At 57.2% G+C, this 19884-nt stretch carries 13 protein-coding genes and 1 pseudogene; 11 read left to right on the forward strand and 3 right to left on the reverse strand.

The window, feature by feature from the left end; genetic code table 11:
* Nucleotides 1-181 precede the first annotated feature (181 nt).
* The 5 genes from AKN84_RS01380 (at nucleotide 182) to AKN84_RS01400 (ending at nucleotide 7768) form a co-directional block, all read left to right on the forward strand.
* Nucleotides 182-2743 carry a WD40 repeat domain-containing protein gene (locus AKN84_RS01380; RefSeq protein ID WP_050418983.1) on the forward strand — a complete coding sequence of 854 codons (2562 nt, stop codon included), beginning with the start codon at nucleotides 182-184 and terminating at the stop codon, nucleotides 2741-2743.
* Nucleotides 2740-4029, forward strand: coding sequence for a caspase family protein (locus tag AKN84_RS01385; protein ID WP_050418984.1), 1290 nt, complete (start codon nucleotides 2740-2742; stop codon nucleotides 4027-4029). Before AKN84_RS01380 ends, AKN84_RS01385 begins: the two co-directional genes overlap by 4 nt.
* 19 nt (nucleotides 4030-4048) lie before the next feature.
* On the forward strand, nucleotides 4049-4930 hold the full coding sequence (locus AKN84_RS01390; RefSeq protein WP_157863231.1) for a serine protease: 882 nt from the start codon (nucleotides 4049-4051) through the stop codon (nucleotides 4928-4930).
* 559 nt (nucleotides 4931-5489) lie between these two features.
* Nucleotides 5490-6842 carry a clostripain-related cysteine peptidase gene (locus AKN84_RS01395; protein WP_050418986.1) on the forward strand — a complete coding sequence of 451 codons (1353 nt, stop codon included), beginning with the start codon at nucleotides 5490-5492 and terminating at the stop codon, nucleotides 6840-6842.
* Complete coding sequence (locus AKN84_RS01400) at nucleotides 6839-7768, forward strand: M48 family metalloprotease (RefSeq protein ID WP_157863232.1); 930 nt, start codon at nucleotides 6839-6841, stop codon at nucleotides 7766-7768. Before AKN84_RS01395 ends, AKN84_RS01400 begins: the two co-directional genes overlap by 4 nt.
* A 45-nt stretch (nucleotides 7769-7813) precedes the next feature.
* On the opposite strand, the gene AKN84_RS01405 is transcribed toward AKN84_RS01400, so the two are convergent.
* Nucleotides 7814-9718, reverse strand: a complete 1905-nt coding sequence (locus AKN84_RS01405) for a matrixin family metalloprotease (protein ID WP_128970315.1) — start codon at nucleotides 9716-9718, stop codon at nucleotides 7814-7816.
* 708 nt (nucleotides 9719-10426) lie between these two features.
* Between AKN84_RS01405 and AKN84_RS01410 the strand changes: the two genes are divergently transcribed.
* The 5 genes from AKN84_RS01410 (at nucleotide 10427) to AKN84_RS01430 (ending at nucleotide 16957) form a co-directional block, all read left to right on the forward strand.
* Nucleotides 10427-12598 (forward strand): prolyl oligopeptidase family serine peptidase, encoded by a 2172-nt coding sequence (locus tag AKN84_RS01410; protein WP_128970316.1) that lies wholly within the window; start codon nucleotides 10427-10429, stop codon nucleotides 12596-12598.
* Between the two features lie 388 nt (nucleotides 12599-12986).
* Nucleotides 12987-13745 (forward strand): esterase/lipase family protein, encoded by a 759-nt coding sequence (locus AKN84_RS01415; protein WP_050418989.1) that lies wholly within the window; start codon nucleotides 12987-12989, stop codon nucleotides 13743-13745.
* Nucleotides 13746-13861: 116 nt separating this feature from the next.
* Nucleotides 13862-14812, forward strand: a complete 951-nt coding sequence (locus AKN84_RS01420) for a hypothetical protein (RefSeq protein ID WP_050418990.1) — start codon at nucleotides 13862-13864, stop codon at nucleotides 14810-14812.
* A gap of 161 nt (nucleotides 14813-14973) precedes the next feature.
* A complete protein-coding gene (locus tag AKN84_RS01425; protein ID WP_050418991.1) occupies nucleotides 14974-15558 on the forward strand; it encodes a hypothetical protein in 585 nt (194 codons plus the stop codon).
* Between the two features lie 496 nt (nucleotides 15559-16054).
* Nucleotides 16055-16957 carry an HNH endonuclease gene (locus AKN84_RS01430; protein WP_050418992.1) on the forward strand — a complete coding sequence of 301 codons (903 nt, stop codon included), beginning with the start codon at nucleotides 16055-16057 and terminating at the stop codon, nucleotides 16955-16957.
* A 246-nt stretch (nucleotides 16958-17203) separates the two neighbouring features.
* Here AKN84_RS01430 and AKN84_RS01435 read toward each other — a convergent pair.
* Nucleotides 17204-17766: pseudogene (locus AKN84_RS01435) on the reverse strand (TetR/AcrR family transcriptional regulator).
* A 114-nt stretch (nucleotides 17767-17880) separates the two neighbouring features.
* Between AKN84_RS01435 and AKN84_RS01440 the strand changes: the two are divergent.
* Nucleotides 17881-18534: a glutathione S-transferase gene (locus AKN84_RS01440; RefSeq protein ID WP_050419075.1), complete on the forward strand. Its 654-nt coding sequence runs from the start codon at nucleotides 17881-17883 to the stop codon at nucleotides 18532-18534.
* A 717-nt stretch (nucleotides 18535-19251) separates the two neighbouring features.
* Here AKN84_RS01440 and AKN84_RS01445 read toward each other — a convergent pair.
* Nucleotides 19252-19851, reverse strand: coding sequence for an NADPH-dependent F420 reductase (locus AKN84_RS01445; RefSeq protein ID WP_050419076.1), 600 nt, complete (start codon nucleotides 19849-19851; stop codon nucleotides 19252-19254).
* Nucleotides 19852-19884 lie beyond the last annotated feature (33 nt).

Below are 19884 nucleotides of genomic sequence, written 5' to 3' on the forward strand. Positions count from 1 at the left end.
CGCTGCCATGGCGAGCCAGTGTTTGGCCCACCTTGAGAGAACTCAAGCGGCTGCAAGCCTCCAGAGCCTTGACTCGACGTTCGTCCGTTTCATCATGCCGACAAAACATTCGTGATTTCAAAGTCATCTTGATCAGGGACGGGCAATGCAGAGACATTCCAGATTTCGATCGACAATCGAGATGTTGGCGTTGATCTGCATTCTTCTGGTCTGCGAAACCTGCAACGGGTTGGCTCAGGGTCTGGCCGTTGTTCCGACTCCAAACATTGGGCATAGCGGGGAAGTAGGACTGCTCGCGATATCGCTGGATGGCCGATATCTCGTCTCAAGTGATGAAGCCACAATAAGGCTCTGGCAGCTCTCTAGCGGTCGCCTCATTCGTACGCTCGCTCCTATTCCGGCGCCGCCACCTTCAAGGGATGCGCCCCGAGAGTCAGAAGAGGAGGAAGTGTCTGAAGCGGTTCAAACGTATGTCACGGACGTTGCGATTTCCCGAGATGGCAGAATTGTCATAGCGAGCGATAATATTGGACGCCTGCATCAGTGGGATGCGGTGACCGGTAAATTGCTCAAGACCGTCGATTATCAAGAATGGCTGTCATCGATCGCAATAACCCCGGACGGCAACACCGTGGTGTCGACGTGTGGGGTGCATTTGAAAGACAAGTGCGGCACCGTTGCGTGGGAGATTTCGACTCTCGAACAGCGCGCCACGAGAGAAGGCCAGGCCGATCGGATTATCATGAATGCGAGCGGCACGGAGGTGATTGTAACCAGCCAAGACAGTGCAGCGCTGTTGTCGCTACCGAGCCTCGAGATCAGGAAATCGTTGCCCACGGCAAAAGGAGCTCGTCTTGGGCGTATCAGCGATTCCGGAAGCGAAGTTGCTACGGCGCAATATTCGGATGGCGCGATCACGTGGCGTTTCACGGATCTTGGATCTGGTGGCGTGACGCGCGAGTTCAAGCTCTCCCGCGCTGAAGGATATCTGGATCAGTTGGCGCTTGGGTTTGGCTCGCGGCTCCTGGTCAAAAAGACCTCAGAGTCTGCTTCGGCGGATAGCGAATTCGTCGAAATATTGTCGCCGGGGCCAGGCGGCCTTGAGAAGGTGCGCCTTGAGAAGGACTTCCGGCCAGCCGCGGCCGTGTTCAGTAGCGATGGATCACTGGTAGTAACCTCAAGGGGTAATCTGATTGAGATTTGGGATACGCGAACGGGTGTCTTGCAGAAGACATTGATGGGTCCCCAGACTATCAAGGAAATTTCGCCGTCTGCCGACGGAAAGCGCCTCGTCGCTCTCGATGCGTTTGGCGCGGAATTCGTTTGGCAGCCATTTGAAGCCGAGTTGATCGAGATTCCCAAGCTCAATATCGGGGAAGCCGAGACCGCCGATAGTCGGCATGACGGAACAGTTCGGACGTCCCCTGCCGCGGGTGGGCTGACTGCCAAAGCTGCAAACGACGTGAGATCATCGATACCGAAAGGTTGGCGGCTCCCCGACGACAAGTTTGGGCCTCTGTCGAGCTTGCCGGCGGACTTGCTGGTGATAGTGAGAGACGACAAGCGTGAGTTCGGACTTTGGAACGCCGGGAAGGGTGCGTTCAAAAGCCGACTGAAGCTTCCCAAGGATGCGGGCTCCCCGAGTTTAATGGCTTCGTCGGAAGACGGTCGCTGGGCGATTCTGATGACAATATCCAGCTCTTCTTTGTTTTTGTGGAATCTCGACAAGAATGCAACGGAGCTTCGAATGTCGAGCATCCGCGGAAAGCCAATCGTTGATGCAGGCTTCTCTCCGGATAGCAAGTTTGTCGCAATAGTTGCCAGCAATTCAACATTGCGGCCAGAGGACGCCGGGGAGGGAGGCGTTGTTCAGATACGCCGTCTCAGCGACCAAAAAGTCATGAGGGAAATACGGATCAAGGACGGTCCGGGCCTGGAGTCCGCCGAGTTCTCACCGAACGGCAAATATCTGATCGTTCACACGGTACAGTTTGAGCGGTTCGGCCGTTACGTTTACAGGACGCTGGACTGGACCCAAGTTGACCAGGAAGAGCACATACATTGGGTTGAACGGAACGAAACGTTTTTTCTCAAGGACGAGCGAATTTTCGAGACTGAAGTCTCGGGAAATCAGCTTGCACGGTTCAGACTCAGGACGGGCTGGGGGGCGGGGAGTCAAAAGTTAGTAGATCAGGCGTTCGCCACCAGAGACTCCGTCCCCGGGTTACCTCCAAGCGCGTTTGACGCAAAGAGTGAGCGTATCGCTCTCGCGGATGGAGGCGAAGTTGTGATCATCCAGACTATCGACGGAGCGCTTACGCGCCTTGAGGGCGAGCATCTAGGCAATATTTCTGCGATCAAGTTCCTGCCCAATAACGATTGGCTGGCTACCGGAGGAAGCGACGGAACTGTACGGTTGTGGGACCTTCGCCGCAAAGCGCTAGCTGCAACGTTTGTTGCCAGCCGGGATGGGCAGTGGCTGGTATTTACACCCGCAGGATTTTTCGCCGGTTCCGACCGGCCTGGTCAGCTTATGTCGGTCGTACAAGGACAGGACGTATATTCCGTCGAGCAATTCTTCGGACCACTGTACCGCCCTGATCTCGTCAAGGAACAGCTGTCGGGCGACCTTATGGGACTGCACGCTGATGCAGCAAAAAAGCTGAATCTTTCGGCTGTTCTCGAAAAAGGCGCCGCTCCAACGCTCAGCTCCTGGACAAGAACAAAGCTGGTGATTCGATGATGCTCAAGGTCAGGATCGTGAACAACGGCGGAGGAGGTATCGGAAAGCGGCTGATCTGGCGCGTCAACGGCGCCGCCGCAGGACGAACCGAGCCGGATGAACTCGGAAGCCGTAGTGATCGCAACGCACCAGTAGAAGTGACAGAAGGATTGAAGCTGGACTTTGGCCGGAAGGGAGGCAACGTCATTACGGTTGTTGCGTTCAACGATAACGAAGACGCCCGACTTGCCCTGGCGAGCAGGCCTTTGGAGATCCGGATCAGCGAAGATGGGGTGTCGACGGCTGCCGCCCCGCAACCTCGCATGCATATCCTGGCCATCGGTGTGAACAGCTACGACACCCGCCTGAAACCAACTGACTACCCGACTCTGAACCCGCTCACGCTGGCGGTAGCAGATGTCCTTTCTCTAGAGCAAGCAATCGCCGACGTTAGCGCGAATGGTGGTTACGCTAGGGGCTTGAGCCTGGAGCGTACCGAAGCTGAAGCTACACGGGACAAGATCGCTAATGCATTCAATCAGCTTGCAGGTAGCGTCAATCCACAGGATGCGTTCGTTCTTCTGATCGCTGGTCACGGCCAGAGCGTCGACGGACGCTACTACTACTATCCGGTCACGACAAAGATCGGCGGTGGGCGGAATTATGAGACTGAGGGTATCCCCACGGAGACCTGGCAGACGTGGCTCGCCAAAGTTCGGGTCGACAAGAAGCTCGTGATTATCGACACCTGCAAGAGCAGCGACTTCCTGTCGCGAGGCGACGCCCAAGCGGAGACTGCTATCGACAGACTTCGTCAGGCTATAGGACGAAGCGTGTTTACCGCGGCCCGGGACTCTGCCCTTGAAAGCCGGTATTTGAACCACGGTATTCTCACCTATGCAATTCTGAAGGCGTTGTCCACGCCGCTACCAGACGGCAAGGACATCTATGTGTCCACCCTCAAGGATCGTATTCCTCCTGACGTTGAGAAGCTCAGCACGGATCTGGGGGAACCACCGCAAAAAACCCGCATACTCGTCGAAGACGACTTTCCGCTGGGACTTCCATTGGCGTCTGTTGCACCGCTGCCAATCAGCTCAGCCAAGACAATGCCAGGCGACTGGGTTTTGAGAGGGACGACTAAGGCACGAAGGCGCGCCACACCGGACGCCGAAGTCAACGAAACGCTCGACGAAGGGACGAGGGTAGCGATTTCCCAGTATCAGGGGGATTGGGCGCTGATTGTGCAGAAAGGTACGGAAGTCGGCTGGGTGCCGGTCGCGAGCTTACTCAAGATCAGAAACTAGTATCGGAATGAGGGCTGCAATGAATACTCCGGATATTTTTCGAGTTTCGTCCGTGGTTGTGGCCACGCTGGTCTTAGTCTCGTGGCCTTTCTCGGCAGTTTCCCAGACAGCTGACAAGGAGATCGAGAAGCGGACCGATCGGCGCATCGTTGGTGGAAAGGATACTTCCATCGATCTTCATCCGTTTCAGGTCGCCATTGCGCTCAAGGATGATGTCGCTCGTGGGGATAACGAAGTGTGGTGTGGCGGGTCGATCATTTCGGGTCGATGGGTTCTTTCGGCTGCGCATTGTTTTGTAAAGTCTGACCAGACGCAACGTCCGGACAACCAGATTCTCATCAAGATCGGTGCCACAAATATCGCCAAGGAAGGAAGCTGGCTTCCCATTGAGCGAGCAGTGGTTCATCGCTGCTACAAAAGAACCGGCGGTGAAGATCCCTATGATCTCGCGCTTGTAAAGCTGTCGGATGCCACGGACGAATCGCGCGTGATCCCACTGGCTGGTATCAGCACGCCCTTGCCCGCCGGAGACGATGTCGTTGTGACCGGCTGGGGACGGACAACCGAAACTGGTCAACTTTCAGAGATTTTGCAGGAAGTGACAGTCCAGCTCATTGATAACGAGACGTGCAACAAGAATGAGTCGTACGGAGGCAAAGTCACGACAGGTATGCTGTGTGCGGGGCGAGCCGGCGAGGGCAAAAGGGATTCCTGCAGTGGCGATAGCGGAGGCCCATTGGTCTTGGGTGGTGGAAGCAACAAGACTCTGGTGGGGGTCGTTTCCTGGGGGACGGGCTGCGCACGTGCCCTGAAATACGGTGTTTACACGCGTGTAGGCGTTTACCGTGACTGGATTTCGAGAGTGATGCAGGGTACCGTTCCGGAGTGCTCGGGCGAATAGACTTAGGTCGGGTTGTCTCGTTTGCACAGACCTCCAGACGCCTTCGTCAAGCCAATGCGACGCTCTCGGCCTCGCAAGCGTCGCCTTGAGTTTGATTTCGCGCGTGCAACGTAGCTTATCTCGATAGCTCTGCGTGGCCGAGCGGCTCTCAAACGGACTGCAGCAACAATCCCCAATTATACGGGTCATGGCGAACCGTGTATTGGTCTTGGCGACCAGGCGTTCGCGTTGAATTCGACTGCCTCACGTGAACGGAGGCAGCTTATCTGACTATCGCCTGATCGGCATGCCGCGCCGATGGCGGCGTATCTTTCGTATCTCAAGTTGGACCAGTATTTGCGTGCTCACGGCTACCGCGCCGCGAGCACGGCCAGTGCGAACGGTCAAAGCTGAACAATCCTTCGCCGTCGCATCGAGCATCGGAAACGCAACCGAACTGACGAAGGCGACGGCCGAACGGAGGTCGATTTTGCGAGTCCTATGAGGAGAGCCCGTTGATTGCAACGTCAAGTTGGTCTTGAATGTAGCTCGTTGTTCAGAGGATTAGAGGGGACATCCCATGGTCCGCAGCCTTGTTTATTTCATCGTATTCATAGTGAGCACAACCGGATTTCTCGCTACGCAGGCGAAAGCTACTCCCGCGGAGTGGACGGTAATGATTTTCATGAACGCAAAGAACAACCTTGAACCTGACGCCATCGAAAATTTCAATGAGATTGCGAGCCGGGGGAGCACACCTGACGTTAACGTCGTCGTCGAGATGGGGAGACCAGCCGTCAACATTACCGAGGCGGCCGAGAAGTGGTCGGGCGTGCTGCGATTTTACGTTAGGCAGAACCAGGAGCCCGTACCGTCGCAGGCCGTCGTAGATCTCCGCGGAAAGCCCGAATTGTCTGATCTCGGTTCGCCGCGCGCCCTCCAGGACTTTGTCGATTGGGCCGTGGAGACCTATCCCGCAAAGCGCTACATGTTGGTCATATGGAACCATGGACAGGGCTGGCGCTTCCAGTTGGCAGGCGATGCCGATGTTCGGGCTGCTTCGGCTTCCAGAAATCAGGCGGTCCCCGCGATGCCCGCCGCGGCCCTGCAGAAGGCGGCGGAGAACACTCCTCCTCTCGGTGGCTTCCGCGCGGTTTCATTCGATCAGGATACCGGCAACTTTCTCTTCAACAGCGATATCCAGTCCGTCACCGAGGTCCTGTCGTCGCGCCTCAGTCGGCCGATTGACGTGATCGGCTTCGACGCCTGCCTGATGTCGATGTTGGAGACCGCGTATGCATTCCAAAATTCATCGTCCGTGTTATTGGCCAGCGAAGAGCTGGAACCGGGTGCTGGTTGGGATTACGACTACTTCCTCAAAAGACTGAGCGCGAAGCCGTCAGCTACCGGACTCGAACTCTCCCAGATGGTCGTGGACGGTTATCGGGCTCGCTATGGCGATTCTCATTCGACCACCTTGTCCGTACTCGATCTATCGAAGGCCAACGCGACGGCGGCAGCGATATCGAAGTTCGCTGATGTCCTTCTCGCAAAGTACGACACGGAGAAATCCAACGTCGCGCAAGCGAGAGCGGGGATGAAAACGTACGGATCTGGGGCGGGCTTGAAGACGTCCGTCGACCTGATCGGCTTCGCACAGCGATACGCGGCGATAACCAACGACGAGGCGGCAAAGACGGCGGCTCAGGCAGTGGCGGCGAGTGCCTCAGAGAGCGTTCTGTACAATTACGCTTCTGCCCGAAGCAAGAGGGATACGATGTCGAACGGTGTTGCGATATACTTTCCTGCCTCGAACGCAGATTTTGAAGCGGATCCGTACCATGACGGTTATTTGAAAGAAAACACCGCTCACGTCGTCGATTTCGTGTCGAAGGAGCGGTGGGCCGACTTTCTGAAGCACAATCTTCAGTGATCGGAACGTCCGGCCTGCCGCGTCGTTTGATTGGCGCTGCCAATATCCTGCTCATAGGGCAACTGTTTCTGCTCTGGATGAGCGTTGAATGCAACGCTGTGCAGCGGGTTCCCATGGAGTTTCGGGGCGCCATATATGCGTTCGCTCAAAGTGTGGTCGATCGGTGGGCGCGCTCGCGACCGTCGACGTTCCTCGTCACCGTACAATCGGGGTCGAGCTATTACGGGCCCGTCTTCGTTAATATTACAAACTCGACGTTCAGCGGTGACGCCATATACCGAAATAATTGTGTCGCTACGCCGTTCGACAGCGTCATTGATTGTGATCTGAAACTGGTCGATGATCTGATCGACGAGTTCAAACTTGTGGAGCTATTCCAGAAAGACGCAAGAAATCGTAGAAACATGTACAGGAAGTATATTCTTTGTTGGATCCTGGCTCACGAGCTGGGTCACGTGATTCTGAAACACGGCGTTAGTGATTTCAGCGAGGACGTCGTCGGCGCACGGGTATTCGATTTCAAGCAGCAAAAGGACGAACTTGCGGCAGACGCAGCTGCAGTTTCGATTATCGGAAATCTTACCGAGGGATCGGTGTCGGCGTATCAAGCGATATTGGACATCACAAATTCGCTTCTCCGCAAAGCAATCTGTCCAGAGTCGTTCCCGAAGTTATGCTCGAAGATTCCGATCGGCGGCGTCGGGCTGTACTTCGACTATACGTCCGGTGCGAGCCACATAAAGATCCCGTTGTCGGGTAGCCATCCCGCATTCGTCGCCAGATTCTTGCGAATACTCTACTTGTCGGGTGTCGGCACTTCGGAAAATTCGATCAACTATCTGGCAAAGGAAGCAATTGACCAGCTCATGGTTGAGCGCGATGTGAACGATTGGGTGTCGCTGAGGAGCGCGCTCGAAGCGCGCTGACTTAGCTACGTCAATCGAACAGGCTGGAACGGGCCTCGGTCGGTTTCAATCATCCATTTCAGAAAGCCGAAATGCCCGGGGTATTGCTGATGTCCCGGATCGAGCCGGCGGAGCCTGGCTCGTCAGGTTTTGCAAACTGTCAACGTCGGCATTGGTAATGCATCGTGAGATCTGCATTGTGCGAGCCATGATGGAATCGGCGGAATCCGAATGTCCAAGGCCAATCCAGTGTCCCACTTCGTGAAGCATTATCTGCATCAGGTCCACGGAACGCGGCCCAATACCCACGCATGAGAAGATGTCGGTGCCTACGCAGAATCGGTAGTCCCGGCCGTTCAACTCGACGAGGGCTGCATCCTCTTCACACGCAATGATGTTCGCGCCTCGGCCGCACGCCGTTGGTCTATCTGTCGGCATCAAAAGGGTGATGCTGGTAAGCCGACCTTCCGGAGCTGATGTATCGAAGCACTTCAGGGCGACCTTGATCCGGTACAACTCGGGGGGCTCCTGGCCTGAGTTCATTGCGCAGACGGACAACCGCTTGTCTTCGGTTATAGGTGCGTCGCCGAAGAGCTCTACACCTCCCGCGGCAGTTGCTGCCCGTGACAGGAAACGATTGCCCTTCAAGCGGTCTAGCACATTCCCGGGGTGACCGGGGCCGACTACCGGGTTCGCGATATCCGATCTCAACCAATACTGAGGTCCGATCCGGATCACGGACATGGCGTCGTAATTGCACGTACGACAGTTCGCGAGCCAAATTCCGATTGCCGTGCGCAGGGATCGGAGGAGCAGAGTCGAGCCTTCCGCGCCTAAATCGTCGGGCAGGTCAATTGCCAACCCTGTGGCGATCGCAAACACGACCGAAGTGGACGATTGCTGTGCGACCGGTGCGCGAGCGGCTCCTCGATTCCAGGCTCTGCATTGATAGCAGTCGCTTGCTACTTGCCAGGCTAAGGAGTCGGGATCCAGACGCACCGGACCTGAGGCTTGCGGTTCGGAACCGGTCTCACGAAAGGCCGTCGCGTGGATTGAACTAAATGTCGGCTTACCATCTTCACCGATTGGCTCGATCTCGACTCGCCAGAGCGGGTGTATAACCCGATCCCAATCCGCCATAGCGGTGAGATATTCCTGATCCGAGACGGGCGGTAGTTCGAGGATGGACTCGCAGATACCCCGGAAGGCCAGGCCGCTTGGTTCTTTTGCGTAGATCCGTGCTCGGACTTTGACAGGGTGATCGGCCGCGACCTTTAGATACAGATATCGCCCAGCCGTTACGAACCAGAGCCACGGCGTGCCGGATCTGATGTTTTGATTGCTTGTTGCTCTTGCGATTTCGAGTGTGCTGCGTTCACGAATCGAGGTTGCGCTTGTTCCGCAGGGGTGAGAAGGCTCGCTGCCGTCGCCCGCAAACGGCCTGTCGGGCGGAAATGGGAGAACGGCCGTCAACCTCGGACCGCCGGGCACGAGGGGGGCTCGAATGTTGACGTCGATGACGTACGGAAATTCGCCCGTCGGTCCTCCCTCGGCACTGTCGTAGATCCGGACTCGCCAGATTGAAACGCCGCTTGCGGCGGCGGAACTTCGAACCGCAATCGGCTTGTCGGTGCTGATCCACTCGGTTCGACATCCATCCTGAAATTCGCCTGCACCGTCCCTCCGATCGATCTCTACGCGAGCTTGTCCCTTAAACTGCGCTAACGTTCTGTGCATCGTGACGTATAGCGGACCCGGGCCCTGAACTTGCACCTCTTGCGGCACGTTGGATCGCGCGGACTTCGCGACGAATGAGAGCATCGAACTTTTTGGAATGCCTCCAGCGATCTCGCATTGCGTTTCCGAGGCGGGTTCACCGAGTGCAGGTGCGTAGTCTGCGAATGTTGCTAGAACGATGAGCGCTATGGCAAGCGTAGATTGGCGTGATTGGGAAGATGTCTGGCGAAGCATGTCCTAACCCCAGAGGATACCCGGCCTTCATACCGCAAAAGATGCTCGTCAGGGAGCCATGGCTACGAACGATCGCTGGAATAGGTTGTTCTGCGGAGCAGATACTAGCTGACCGCTGGGCCTCGTGACGTGATGCGCGTAAATCAGACGTTGGCCGGAGACGAATGTTGCAGAATGGCCAATAGGCATTCTATCTCGATGGTCTCCGAAGCAACCGCATCTCCAATCTGCAAAGAGTTTTCTTTGAATCCAGGAACTGGTGAGTGGGGGTATACCGTCGAAAATTTGCCGTGCGCCGTGAGGAGTTGTTCTGACAAATCAATCGGAAACGGCGTCCTTAGGTGGGAGCGAATGCGCTCTGGCTCGACTGGTGACGAGCGATAGCCATATTGACAAAATCTCGTTTTGGTTGTCGAATGGGGAGCTACAATCAAAGATGGGGGGCGGCCGGACCGTCGCTGTCTTAGCATTCCGTCTATTGCCAATTCTTGTCGCGTTTAGTGACTGTGTTTTGCGAACTTGGATCGCGAAATCCAAAGTTTACGACGAGCCCAAATGTAGCAGCCATTTCGCTGCACTGGATGCCACCAGGATCGATGTAAAAAGACGGCTCCTGTTTGTTGGCCAATCGCGGTTGTCTTATTCCAGATGCTGCTCCGATCAGGCCGGGGAGCTTTTCGCAGATTACGCGCTCATTTTTGAGGGAAAATGTTGCAACGTGTCAGCTTCATACTGATCGGGGTCGCCTTCTTTGGATTCACGGGAATCGAGACGTCTGCCTCAGACAAATTCTCTTACCCGGAAACCAAGCGAGAGACGGTGACCGAAACGTATCATGGGGAGCTCGTTAGCGATCCTTATCGCTGGTTAGAGTGTTCATGCTCACAAGAACTGACGGACTGGCTCGATCGGCAGAATGCACTTACCGACGCGTATCTGGACCAGACGCCGCAATGGCGAGCAATCGCTGAGCAGCTCAAGGAGCTGACCAAAGTACGCTCCAAGGAATACGGTGCGCTCCGCCATGTAAGCGGACGGAGCTTTGTTCTTTACAAGGATCCTGCCGTGCACCAGGTCTCGGTTCTGGCCTACTTGCAAGGCGTCGACGTCGATACGATGAATGTGCTTGTGGATCCGCGCTGTGTGGGTGATGCAGACTGTGGGCGCAGCCAAACGATCGACTGGTTTGTCCCCTCACCGGATGGCAGAGAGGTTGCCGTCAGTATCTCAAGCAATGGCTCCGAGGATGGGACCTTGCACGTGTTCGACGTCGCGACTAGGGCTGAAGTCGATCGGCCTGTCGGACGTGTACAGTTTCCGACGGGAGGCGGGAGTCTCGCCTGGCAGAGAGACGGACGCGGATTCTGGTACACCCGGTATCCGGAAAACTCGCCATTTGGGATGCAGATATTTTATCACGCTCGAGGTACTGACCCGAAGGACGATGCTGTCGTACTTGGCCGTGATTTTCCCAGAATTGCTGAGATCAGGCTCGACAACGGTGACGGTGTTGCACCACTGGTCGTATCCGTGGCGAACGGCGATGGCGGTGAGCTCGAGCACTTTGTAATTCCTGAAGGTGGCACTCCAGTCCAAGTCACTCGCTTTGAAGATGAGGTCGGAGCGGTTGTTGGTTCACCAGATGGGGCGCTTCTCGCCATATCCTTTAAGGATGCACCACACGGCAAGCTCTTGCTCCTCGAAAGGGGCAAGCATTCGTTGGCTGATGCGCAGACGCTCGTTCCCGCAGGAGACCGGATCTTCCGTCGGCAGGATGAACGTGAGCCGCGCCCGCTGGTCATTACGGCCGAACGTATCTATGCCCAGGTCGTCAACGGCGGGCCGGTTGACGTCGCGGTGTTCGACCGCGCAGGTGAGTTCAAGCGTACATTGCCGGGACCAACGATTGCGGCGCTGGGCCCGGTCGTGTCGGTCGGAATCGGAAAGGTGGTCTATGGCGCCAGTACATTTCTCGATCCGTTTCGGTACATGCTTTTTGATGAAGCCACCGGTACCGCGTTGGAAACCGGACTAGCGTTGACTCGCGGATTCGATTTCTCCGACGCAGTGATCACGCGTGAGTTCGCTGTTGCATCCGATGGAACTCGCATACCGATGACCATCATCCGCCGTAACGATGTGAAACAGGACGGTACTGCGCCCCTGCTGGTGTGGGGTTATGGAGGCTATGGAAACATCCAGTCGCCGGTTGGTCTTGCGCCCGCCACTCGCATCTGGCTCGATGCCGGAGGGGTTTATGCTCTCGCCAATCTGCGTGGAGGAGGAGAATATGGTCCGCAATGGCACAAGGCCGGCTATCTGACACAAAAGCAGACGGTGTTCGACGATTTTACTGCGGTGGTGCGGCATTTGGTCGACTCGAAGTGGGGAGCGCCCAGTCGTGTCGCGCTACGCGGGGGAAGCAATGGAGGGCTGCTGATGGGGGCGATGATCGTCCAGCATCCAGAGCTCGCCCGTGCGGTCCTGTCAGAAGTTGGGGTATACGACACGCTGCGTGAGGAGGATTTCCCCAACGGAGCTTTCAACGTCACCGAGTTCGGAACGGTCAAAGATCCCGAGCAATTTCGGGCTCTATACGCCTACTCTCCCTACCATCACGTCGAGAGGGGCAAGGAATATCCAGCTGCCTTTTTGACAACCGACGCCGATGATAATCGGGTCAATCCCATGCAATCGCGCAAGATGGCCGCAGCTTTGCAGTGGGCGACCAATGGGACGAGACCCATCCTGCTGCACACCACTGCCGGAGTGGGGCATGGTATTGATATTCCCGTCGACGCCGGAATCGCGACCAAAGCGGCCACATATGCCTTCCTGTTCCGCGAACTCGGGATGTCGGTAGTTGTGCGGCCACACTAACCGATCAAATGATAGCAGGGCCGATATAGCCCTGCGCGGAAAAAAGGAATCGTCTGGCTCGGTAAAGCGATGATCAGTTCCCCCGACAAGCAGCCAGCCGGAGGACATGGAAGGTTACTCGGGCGACTTCTGCGAAGCGGTTATCGGTTGCGGGAGTGCGGGGTTGAAGCGTCTTTCTGATTTGCCGGCGCATCTGCAGACGTTGCTCGGGCAGGAAGTACGCAAGAGTGCACAGACTCCGCGAGGTACAGTTTCTCAATCAGTGGTTTCGATTGCAGCTTTCAAAATGCCACCAAGGGTGGCAAAGGACGACTTCACCCGTTACCGGAAGTCATGAACGCTGATGGTTATGACCCGAAATGTCGGTGATCGTCAGGACGAAAAGCGAATGTTCGTCGAACGCATCGATCGAGCGAACAGGCGGCTGGCAATTTTTGTCCATGGCTGGCGCGGCGGGCATCTGAGCACTTGGGGCGATCTGGCAAAGTACCTGGAACGGCATGCCGATGAGAAGCTTGTGCTTGAGGATTGGGACTACTTGTTTCTGGGTTATGAAACTTACTCTCTCGGAAGCCTGCTCGACATAGCGCGGATTGTCGCCGGCGAATGGATGCATGCCGCTGGAGGTCGGCCGCCCTTCAATCACGCGTACCAGACCCTAGCGCTGGTCGGCCATTCGCTGGGCACGCTCGGCATCCGACAACTGTTGTGCGCGGTTTCAGAACATCCCGAAGGCATGCTGCGCGCGCTGCGTTGCGCGCTTCTCTTCGGAAGTCCACTGAACGGAAGCCCGTTGGCCAGCTACGCGGCCGCGGCGCGGATTGCCGATGCGATCAAAGGACGCTGGGGCGCGCTGCTGCCGGGCAGCTACCAGATCAACGATGCGCTGCAGCCTGATGGTCAGATCCTTCGGATGCTTCAGGTTTGGAATGAGACTTTCCGGCTCAGCGCTTCTCACCGCGACCTGCGGGTCAAGGTCATTCTGGGCGCCGATGATCAGGTCGTGCACCAAGGGGGGCTCGCCCGATGGAGCGGAGACGTCCGGAGGGAAACCAGCCTTGATCACACGCGTCTCTGCAAGGTGAAGTACAATGGTACGAAGACGGTAGGCTTGATCCTCGACGAACTCGTGGGAGAATTGCGATGAGGCGGGGCGGGCGCGATGAGACTGCGCGGCGGGTTGCGTATTTAAAAGGTGGTCCTTGGGGGAGCCGTGGAGAAACAGCATGGAAGGAGATCGCGTGGAAGAGGGCGAACCCAACGATGGTCCCCTCCGACCGCGGTCTGAGCGTTGCCGCGACGTACAAAGGCAAGGACGCGGCCAAGCAGAGACGGTTGCGCCAGCTGCTTCGCGGGCACTGGGACCGGGAGACGACTGATCAGGAAGATATAGTCCGCGACTCCTTTGATGAAGCCCTGACCCGGTATCAGTTATATGAACTCGCTGTCGAAAACGGTTACATCCCGCTGACCGCGATCGAAAGGGAAGGACGCGAGGATCTAGCACGGCTGTTGTGGTCTGAGGCTGCGCGCCGCTATCTTCGCCTTTATCACTATGTCACGGTGGCGTTTCTGGCTAGCCGGCTTGAGCTCGACATCGGCTTTCCGTGCAGGCCGCCACCAGTGCGGGAAGGCAACCAGGCGCAGTTCGCTTTCTTTCTGTCGCAGCACCAGACTTGGTACCAGGACGTGCTGCTTGAGGGGTGGCTTGGCTTTCTTGACGACTACCAAGTGTTCAGTGGAAGGCGATCGGACAAAGAGATTTTTCAAGACTTCCTCAAGTCTGACACCGAGACGTTCGAAGACCAGTTTGTGCTGTGGCAATTGGTGGCTGGTGCTGAGCGTTTTCTGCTCGTTCTCTCTGATCTGTATACGACCTTGTCCCCATCGGAGCGACCTTCTTACGGTTCGTTCTATTTCTATTGGATGGCGCGATTTTACGGTTATCGCTCCACCGCGCGTGGTTTCAAGCGTGATAGACGCGAACCTGACTGGTCGCAAGTCCTGCTGGCAAGCAAGCGAATCAGAGCCCTCGCGCGGTCTACGCTGCCAACGCAGCGGGCCGAGAGGCGGTATTGGATGCTTCTGGCCAAACGGAATGCCGATTGCGAGAAATTCTGGGAAGCGACGCGGCAATTTCTCGACGAGCATCAGCCGCCTGTCGCGTCAACGACGCCATCGAGACGCAATCCGTCGAGTAGAGCGCGCCGCTGACACTACTCGTTTGGCGCTGGCTAGGAGCGGTCTGTGAGGGAGCTAACCGCCTATTGATGTGAGAATTTCTGATAGAACGGAATATGGGCGAAGAGCCCAGTAGATTTTGCTCGCAGGTGCCTGTTCAATCTCTAGGATCAACCATTGGACGAACTCTTCCCATGACGATGTATGGTCCCGGGGGGCCTGACCCCGAGATGCTGGAAATGCGTGCTCAGAGCCACGCCCAGCGCGCGGCAAGAAAGAAGCACGAGTTCGAGAAGCGAATTAGGGAGAACCCGAACAGGTTTTTCCTTGGTGACCTCCGAGCACTTTGGGTTCCGTTCCTTGCGGTTATCGTTTTGGCATCAGGCCTGTTGGCCGCGTCGATTTTATTGCCACCATATTTGATGGACTGGCTCGCGAATGCGCCCAACAAAACCAGATGGATTATCGTCGCCGCAATCTTTGTAGGTGGGTCGGCCTGGTACGTCCGCGAGCGGATCAAACTCAAAATTTATCCTGTGGCGGAGATCGCTTTTGGTATCACTCTATCGGTGCAAGGGGTTGTCCAGCAGAACCCGTCTGACAGCCATTTCACGCTGTTTGCCGCGCTGATCGCCTTTGTTGCGGGAGTTAGAATTATCATCGACGGATTTAAGCGCTTCGATGAGTTCAGGACCGGCTGGCTCTTCACTCCGAGTGGCCTAAGGTATCAATGGCGATCTGCCACACGATTTCTGCGGCAAATGCGCTATGACCAGTAGGCTTTTGCCTCGTTACACGTGGGCATCGCGCGCTTTGGCAGTGTTTCTGTTCATCCAGGAATTCTAAGCCATCGCCACGGAGGACGACTATGGCAAGGAGGTTAGCTCTTGCGGGTGGCGTCCCATCAACCTCACGCGGACATCGATAAATCCCCAGCGTAGCTTTCCCAAGCCAAAATCCATGTTGTTTCCGCGTTGGCAAAGGACAGGCATACGCACCGACTCGAGCGATTGCCCCCGATAGTTGCCGAACTCTCAAATTGTCAGAGCTGACGAAATTTTCCTGTGAATTCAAAAGCGTAAAATTTTGACGGGTCTACGATCGGGAGTTGACCGTCAGCGCTGATAATTTGTTTTTGTAGAACAACGCGGTAGGATCACGGGAGATGATTGAGTGGGAGTGACGTCGCCCTAGCGAAACGCAAATCGCACGATGAATTCTTGGAGCGTTGTCACGAAGACCAACTAGATCCGGAGAGGTCGGGCCGACGAAGCTATGGCATTTGGCGTATTTATTCATCGGTCGGACTCGATCTACGACGATAGTCCTGCGGAAAAGTATCAATTCCCCAGCCAGTATTTGCGCCGCGTTGAGGCCTGTGTCGGTGACTGGATTGTCTACTACGAACCAAGCAAAGTGGCCGAGACAAAGGGCTATTTTGCGATAGCCAAAGTTCGTCAAGTTATCCCCGATCCCAATATTTCCGGGATGTACCTCGCGCTGATCAAGCCAGGAACCTATCTCGACTTCGCAAACCCGGTTCCGTTCAACGGTGCAACGGGACCGGTGGAGCGAGGTGTCCTCAATGACCAGGGACGCATTTCCGGACGAGCACAATCGGCGGTTCGTCCACTCTCACCTGAAGACTTCGCCAGAATAGTCGAGTTGGGCTTCGAGGAAGATGTGCCTCTGTTGCCGCGTTCCGACAATGACGTGTCGTCGCTCGATATTGGAGAAGGCGAACAAGCGCCGTTCACGTATGACCAGCAACGGGACCGCGTAAGCGTTACAATGTCGAGGATTATGCGCGACCGGGTCTTTCGTCGCGTAGTTTTGCGCGCTTATGACGAACGGTGTGCGATCACCGGACTGAGACTGATCAATGGAAGAGGGCGCGCGGAAGTCGCTGCCGCACACATTCGGCCAGTGGAGGCAAGTGGGCCGGATATTGTTAGCAACGGGCTCGCGCTTTCAGGGACGGCGCATTGGATGTTTGATCGCGGCTTGATCAGCTTGGCTGACAATTTGGAGATATTGATCTCGCGGCAGACAAATGATCCGGAAGGGATACGATCGATAATCAACAAGTCCGGCCAAGCGCTGGCGCCCCAACGTGTGTCAGACCGTCCGCATCCGCATTTTCTAAGATGGCATCGCGAGCACTGCTTTAAGCAATGAGCTCGTGAAAACTTATCGGTAGTGCAGCAAGCGTAGCCCCGGATGAGCGCAGCGATATCCGGGGCTCTTCTCTCCGCACGTAGTGTGGTGTCCTGTATGTCGCTCATGCGAGGGTGAAACCAAGAGCAAAGCTCGGACGGCTCAGTCGCGAGAATGCGGTTTCATGCCCGCGCGCCGCTGAAGCGGGCAGGGCGGATCGGCCGAGGAGGCGTGATGCACCACATCGATCATCGAGCCATGGATGAGCTACGCCGGCAGCAGACCGGCGGCGCGATAGCTGTCGATCAAGGAGTCGTAGAGCGAAATATTCGAGCGGCTTCTGGCCATCAACTGCGCGCCGGCGACGGCAGCGAAGATGGCGCGGGCGCGCTGTTCGCTCTTTTTTGCACTGACCAGGCGCGCCGCCACCAGCAGCTTGCTCAGCCACGCCACGTTGACGTCGGCAAAGGTCTGGACCTCCTGCTTCACCGCGTCCGGCAGGTCGTCGACCTCAGCGGACATGAAGCTGCACAGGCACATGCGATTGTTGTTCTCGAGCGCCTTGCGAAACACCTCGGGATATCGACGCAGGCAGCGGACAGGATCCGCCGTTTCCGCCAGCATCGCCTCGAGCTGGGCGGCGGTGTCCACCCAGTAGCGCCGCGCGACGCTGCGCCGAGGTCGGCCTTGCTCGGGAAATGGTGATAGATGCTGGCGGCCTTGATCCCGACCTCGGCGGCGAGATCGCGGAAATTCAAGCCGCCATAACCGCGCGCCTGCGCGGTCCGCCTTGCTGCGGCCAAGATGGCCTCCCGAGCGCTTGAACTCACGTCGTCCTCTCACTGCTTCGTTATCTACCAAGTGACAGGTAGGGCTTGACCGGCCAGATGTGAAGTATTCATATCGGACCTACCAAGTGACAGGTAGACAGAATTGGAGTTATGATGAAGATCTACGATTGGCCGACCGGCCCATATCCGGCCCGCGTTCGCATCGCCCTGGCGGAGAAGAACCTGCGGTCGCAGGTGCAGTTCGTCCTGGTCGATCTCTACAAGGGCGAGCACAAGAAGCCCGAATTCCTGGCGAAGAACTACTCGGGCACGCTGCCGGTGCTCGAACTCGACGACGGCACCTTCATTGGCGAATGCACGGCCATTACCGAGTACCTTGATGGGCTCGATGGCGCGCCGACGTTGACCGGGAGGACGCCGCGCGAAAAGGGCGTGATCCACATGATGAGCAAGCGCGCCGAACTGGAACTGCTCGACCCCATCAGCGTCTATTTCCACCACGCCACCCCGGGTCTTGGGCCTCATGTCGAGATCTATCAGAATCCCGAATGGGGGCTCCGTCAGCGCGACAAGGCGCTGAAGGGGATGCACTACTTTGACGGCATTCTGAAAGGCCAGCCGTTCATCGCCGGCGAGGCGTTCACGATGGCCGATATCACCATCATCGGCGGCTTGATCTTCGCGGGACTTGTGAAGGTGCCGATGCCTGAGGACTGCGAAGCTCTTTCTGCATGGTACGCGAGGATGCAGGAGCGTCCCAGCGTCGAGAACCGGATCACGATGTCCGAACCGGCCGAGGCGTCTTGATCGAAATCGTCGTCTGCGAACAGTCGCTCTCGCGGGTCCACCGCGAGGGCGGATATGTATGCGGCGCGCCTGAGTTGCCCCCTGCGCAAATCAAATCCTGCTGCACGGCCTGCGACAAATCACCCCGACGGGCAACACAGCAAAACCTGTCAATCCAGCGATAAGAAAATATTCCGCTTGGTATCTGACCCAACTCAGATGTTCAATATGCGCGTCTCACCCGACACGAGGGGCGCTTCGCGGTCGTCACGAACGCGGGTCGAGATGCGGTGGACGCTGAGTGCGCGACTGACGAGTGCACGTGAGGCGGACGGCGAAGTCGTGTGGTCCTGACGCCCTAACGGCAGGTGTCTCTTCCGATTGCGCAGGTCGCGCGTTGCGAAGACGGTGACAAGCAAGCCAAGTCTCGCCGGGGAGAGCACGAAGTAAGCCGTAGCCCATCGCGCAGGGAAGGCCGGGTTGTTCCCGGTTACGCCTGTGGTCCTACCCCCCGAGCTCTCTACCCATTGCTCGGGGCCCATGGGTGCGATCGGCACCCGGTCTTCCCTGCGCCCTCCGTTAGAGAGGGTGAAGCCAACAGCAAAGCTCGGACGATGTTCGTCGCGAGAACGCCGTGTCATATCTGACGCTGTTTGAAACCGTTGAACCGAACTGCGCGCTGTTCATCCGGCGCGGGCAGGGCGTCTCGCCACTCTTCGAATGGCGCCCATACGCCGATCACTGCTCCTTCTTGAACAAGTCCTGGAAGATGAGGGGGCCCCAAACGCGGCCGCGTGCGTGCACCAGCGCGCCACCCTCGTTGAGCTTTCCGAGCTTGACGGGGGCGAACCCGAGTTGCTTGGCCAGGGCTGCCACGGGAGCGATCCCGTCCTCGTCGTCAGCAGACAGAAAGACGACCCTGTGGCCGCCTTCGACGATCGGATCGACAGCGAGCTTAGCCGCAATCAGGTGATTGAAGCCTTTCACGTAGCTGGCGCCGGCGAACGCCTTCGCGGCGAAGGCGGAGGACGGAAGACCGTCCAGCTCCTCAGGGGGAAGCAACGCGTTCATCGTGTCGATGACCGTCTTGCCTTGCCAGCTCGGCAGGGCCTTCGCAACCTCGCGATGCTCCTCGAACGGCACCGCCAGGATGATCGTGTCGGCCGCGAGTGCATCCCGCAGCGGCTTGGCGACGACATTGGGTCCGATCGCCCGGGCCTGCGGCGCCAGCGCCTCGGGTGGCCGGCGGCTTGCGACGGTCACGTCGATGTTCTTGCGGGCGAAGGCGTGGGCGAGGGCTTGGCCCACCTTGCCGAATCCTACAATCGCGTAGCTCATCATGCTTCTCCGATCCGTGTTGATCTTGACTGC

This window comes from Bradyrhizobium tropiciagri (assembly GCF_001189845.1).
Taxonomy (GTDB): domain Bacteria; phylum Pseudomonadota; class Alphaproteobacteria; order Rhizobiales; family Xanthobacteraceae; genus Bradyrhizobium; species Bradyrhizobium tropiciagri.

What these genes read in the sequence shown, in the direction of transcription:
- AKN84_RS01380 (WP_050418983.1), top strand. Translation starts at nt 182, where the DNA reads ATGTTGGCGTTGATCTGCATTCTTCTGGTCTGCGAAACCTGCAACGGG.
- AKN84_RS01385 (WP_050418984.1), top strand. Translation starts at nt 2,740, where the DNA reads ATGATGCTCAAGGTCAGGATCGTGAACAACGGCGGAGGAGGTATCGGA.
- AKN84_RS01390 (WP_157863231.1), top strand. Translation starts at nt 4,049, where the DNA reads ATGAATACTCCGGATATTTTTCGAGTTTCGTCCGTGGTTGTGGCCACG.
- AKN84_RS01395 (WP_050418986.1), top strand. Translation starts at nt 5,490, where the DNA reads ATGGTCCGCAGCCTTGTTTATTTCATCGTATTCATAGTGAGCACAACC.
- AKN84_RS01405 (WP_128970315.1), bottom strand. Translation starts at nt 9,718, where the DNA reads ATGCTTCGCCAGACATCTTCCCAATCACGCCAATCTACGCTTGCCATA.
- AKN84_RS01410 (WP_128970316.1), top strand. Translation starts at nt 10,427, where the DNA reads ATGTTGCAACGTGTCAGCTTCATACTGATCGGGGTCGCCTTCTTTGGA.
- AKN84_RS01415 (WP_050418989.1), top strand. Translation starts at nt 12,987, where the DNA reads ATGTTCGTCGAACGCATCGATCGAGCGAACAGGCGGCTGGCAATTTTT.
- AKN84_RS01420 (WP_050418990.1), top strand. Translation starts at nt 13,862, where the DNA reads ATGGTCCCCTCCGACCGCGGTCTGAGCGTTGCCGCGACGTACAAAGGC.
- AKN84_RS01425 (WP_050418991.1), top strand. Translation starts at nt 14,974, where the DNA reads ATGACGATGTATGGTCCCGGGGGGCCTGACCCCGAGATGCTGGAAATG.
- AKN84_RS01430 (WP_050418992.1), top strand. Translation starts at nt 16,055, where the DNA reads ATGGCATTTGGCGTATTTATTCATCGGTCGGACTCGATCTACGACGAT.
- AKN84_RS01440 (WP_050419075.1), top strand. Translation starts at nt 17,881, where the DNA reads ATGAAGATCTACGATTGGCCGACCGGCCCATATCCGGCCCGCGTTCGC.
- AKN84_RS01445 (WP_050419076.1), bottom strand. Translation starts at nt 19,851, where the DNA reads ATGAGCTACGCGATTGTAGGATTCGGCAAGGTGGGCCAAGCCCTCGCC.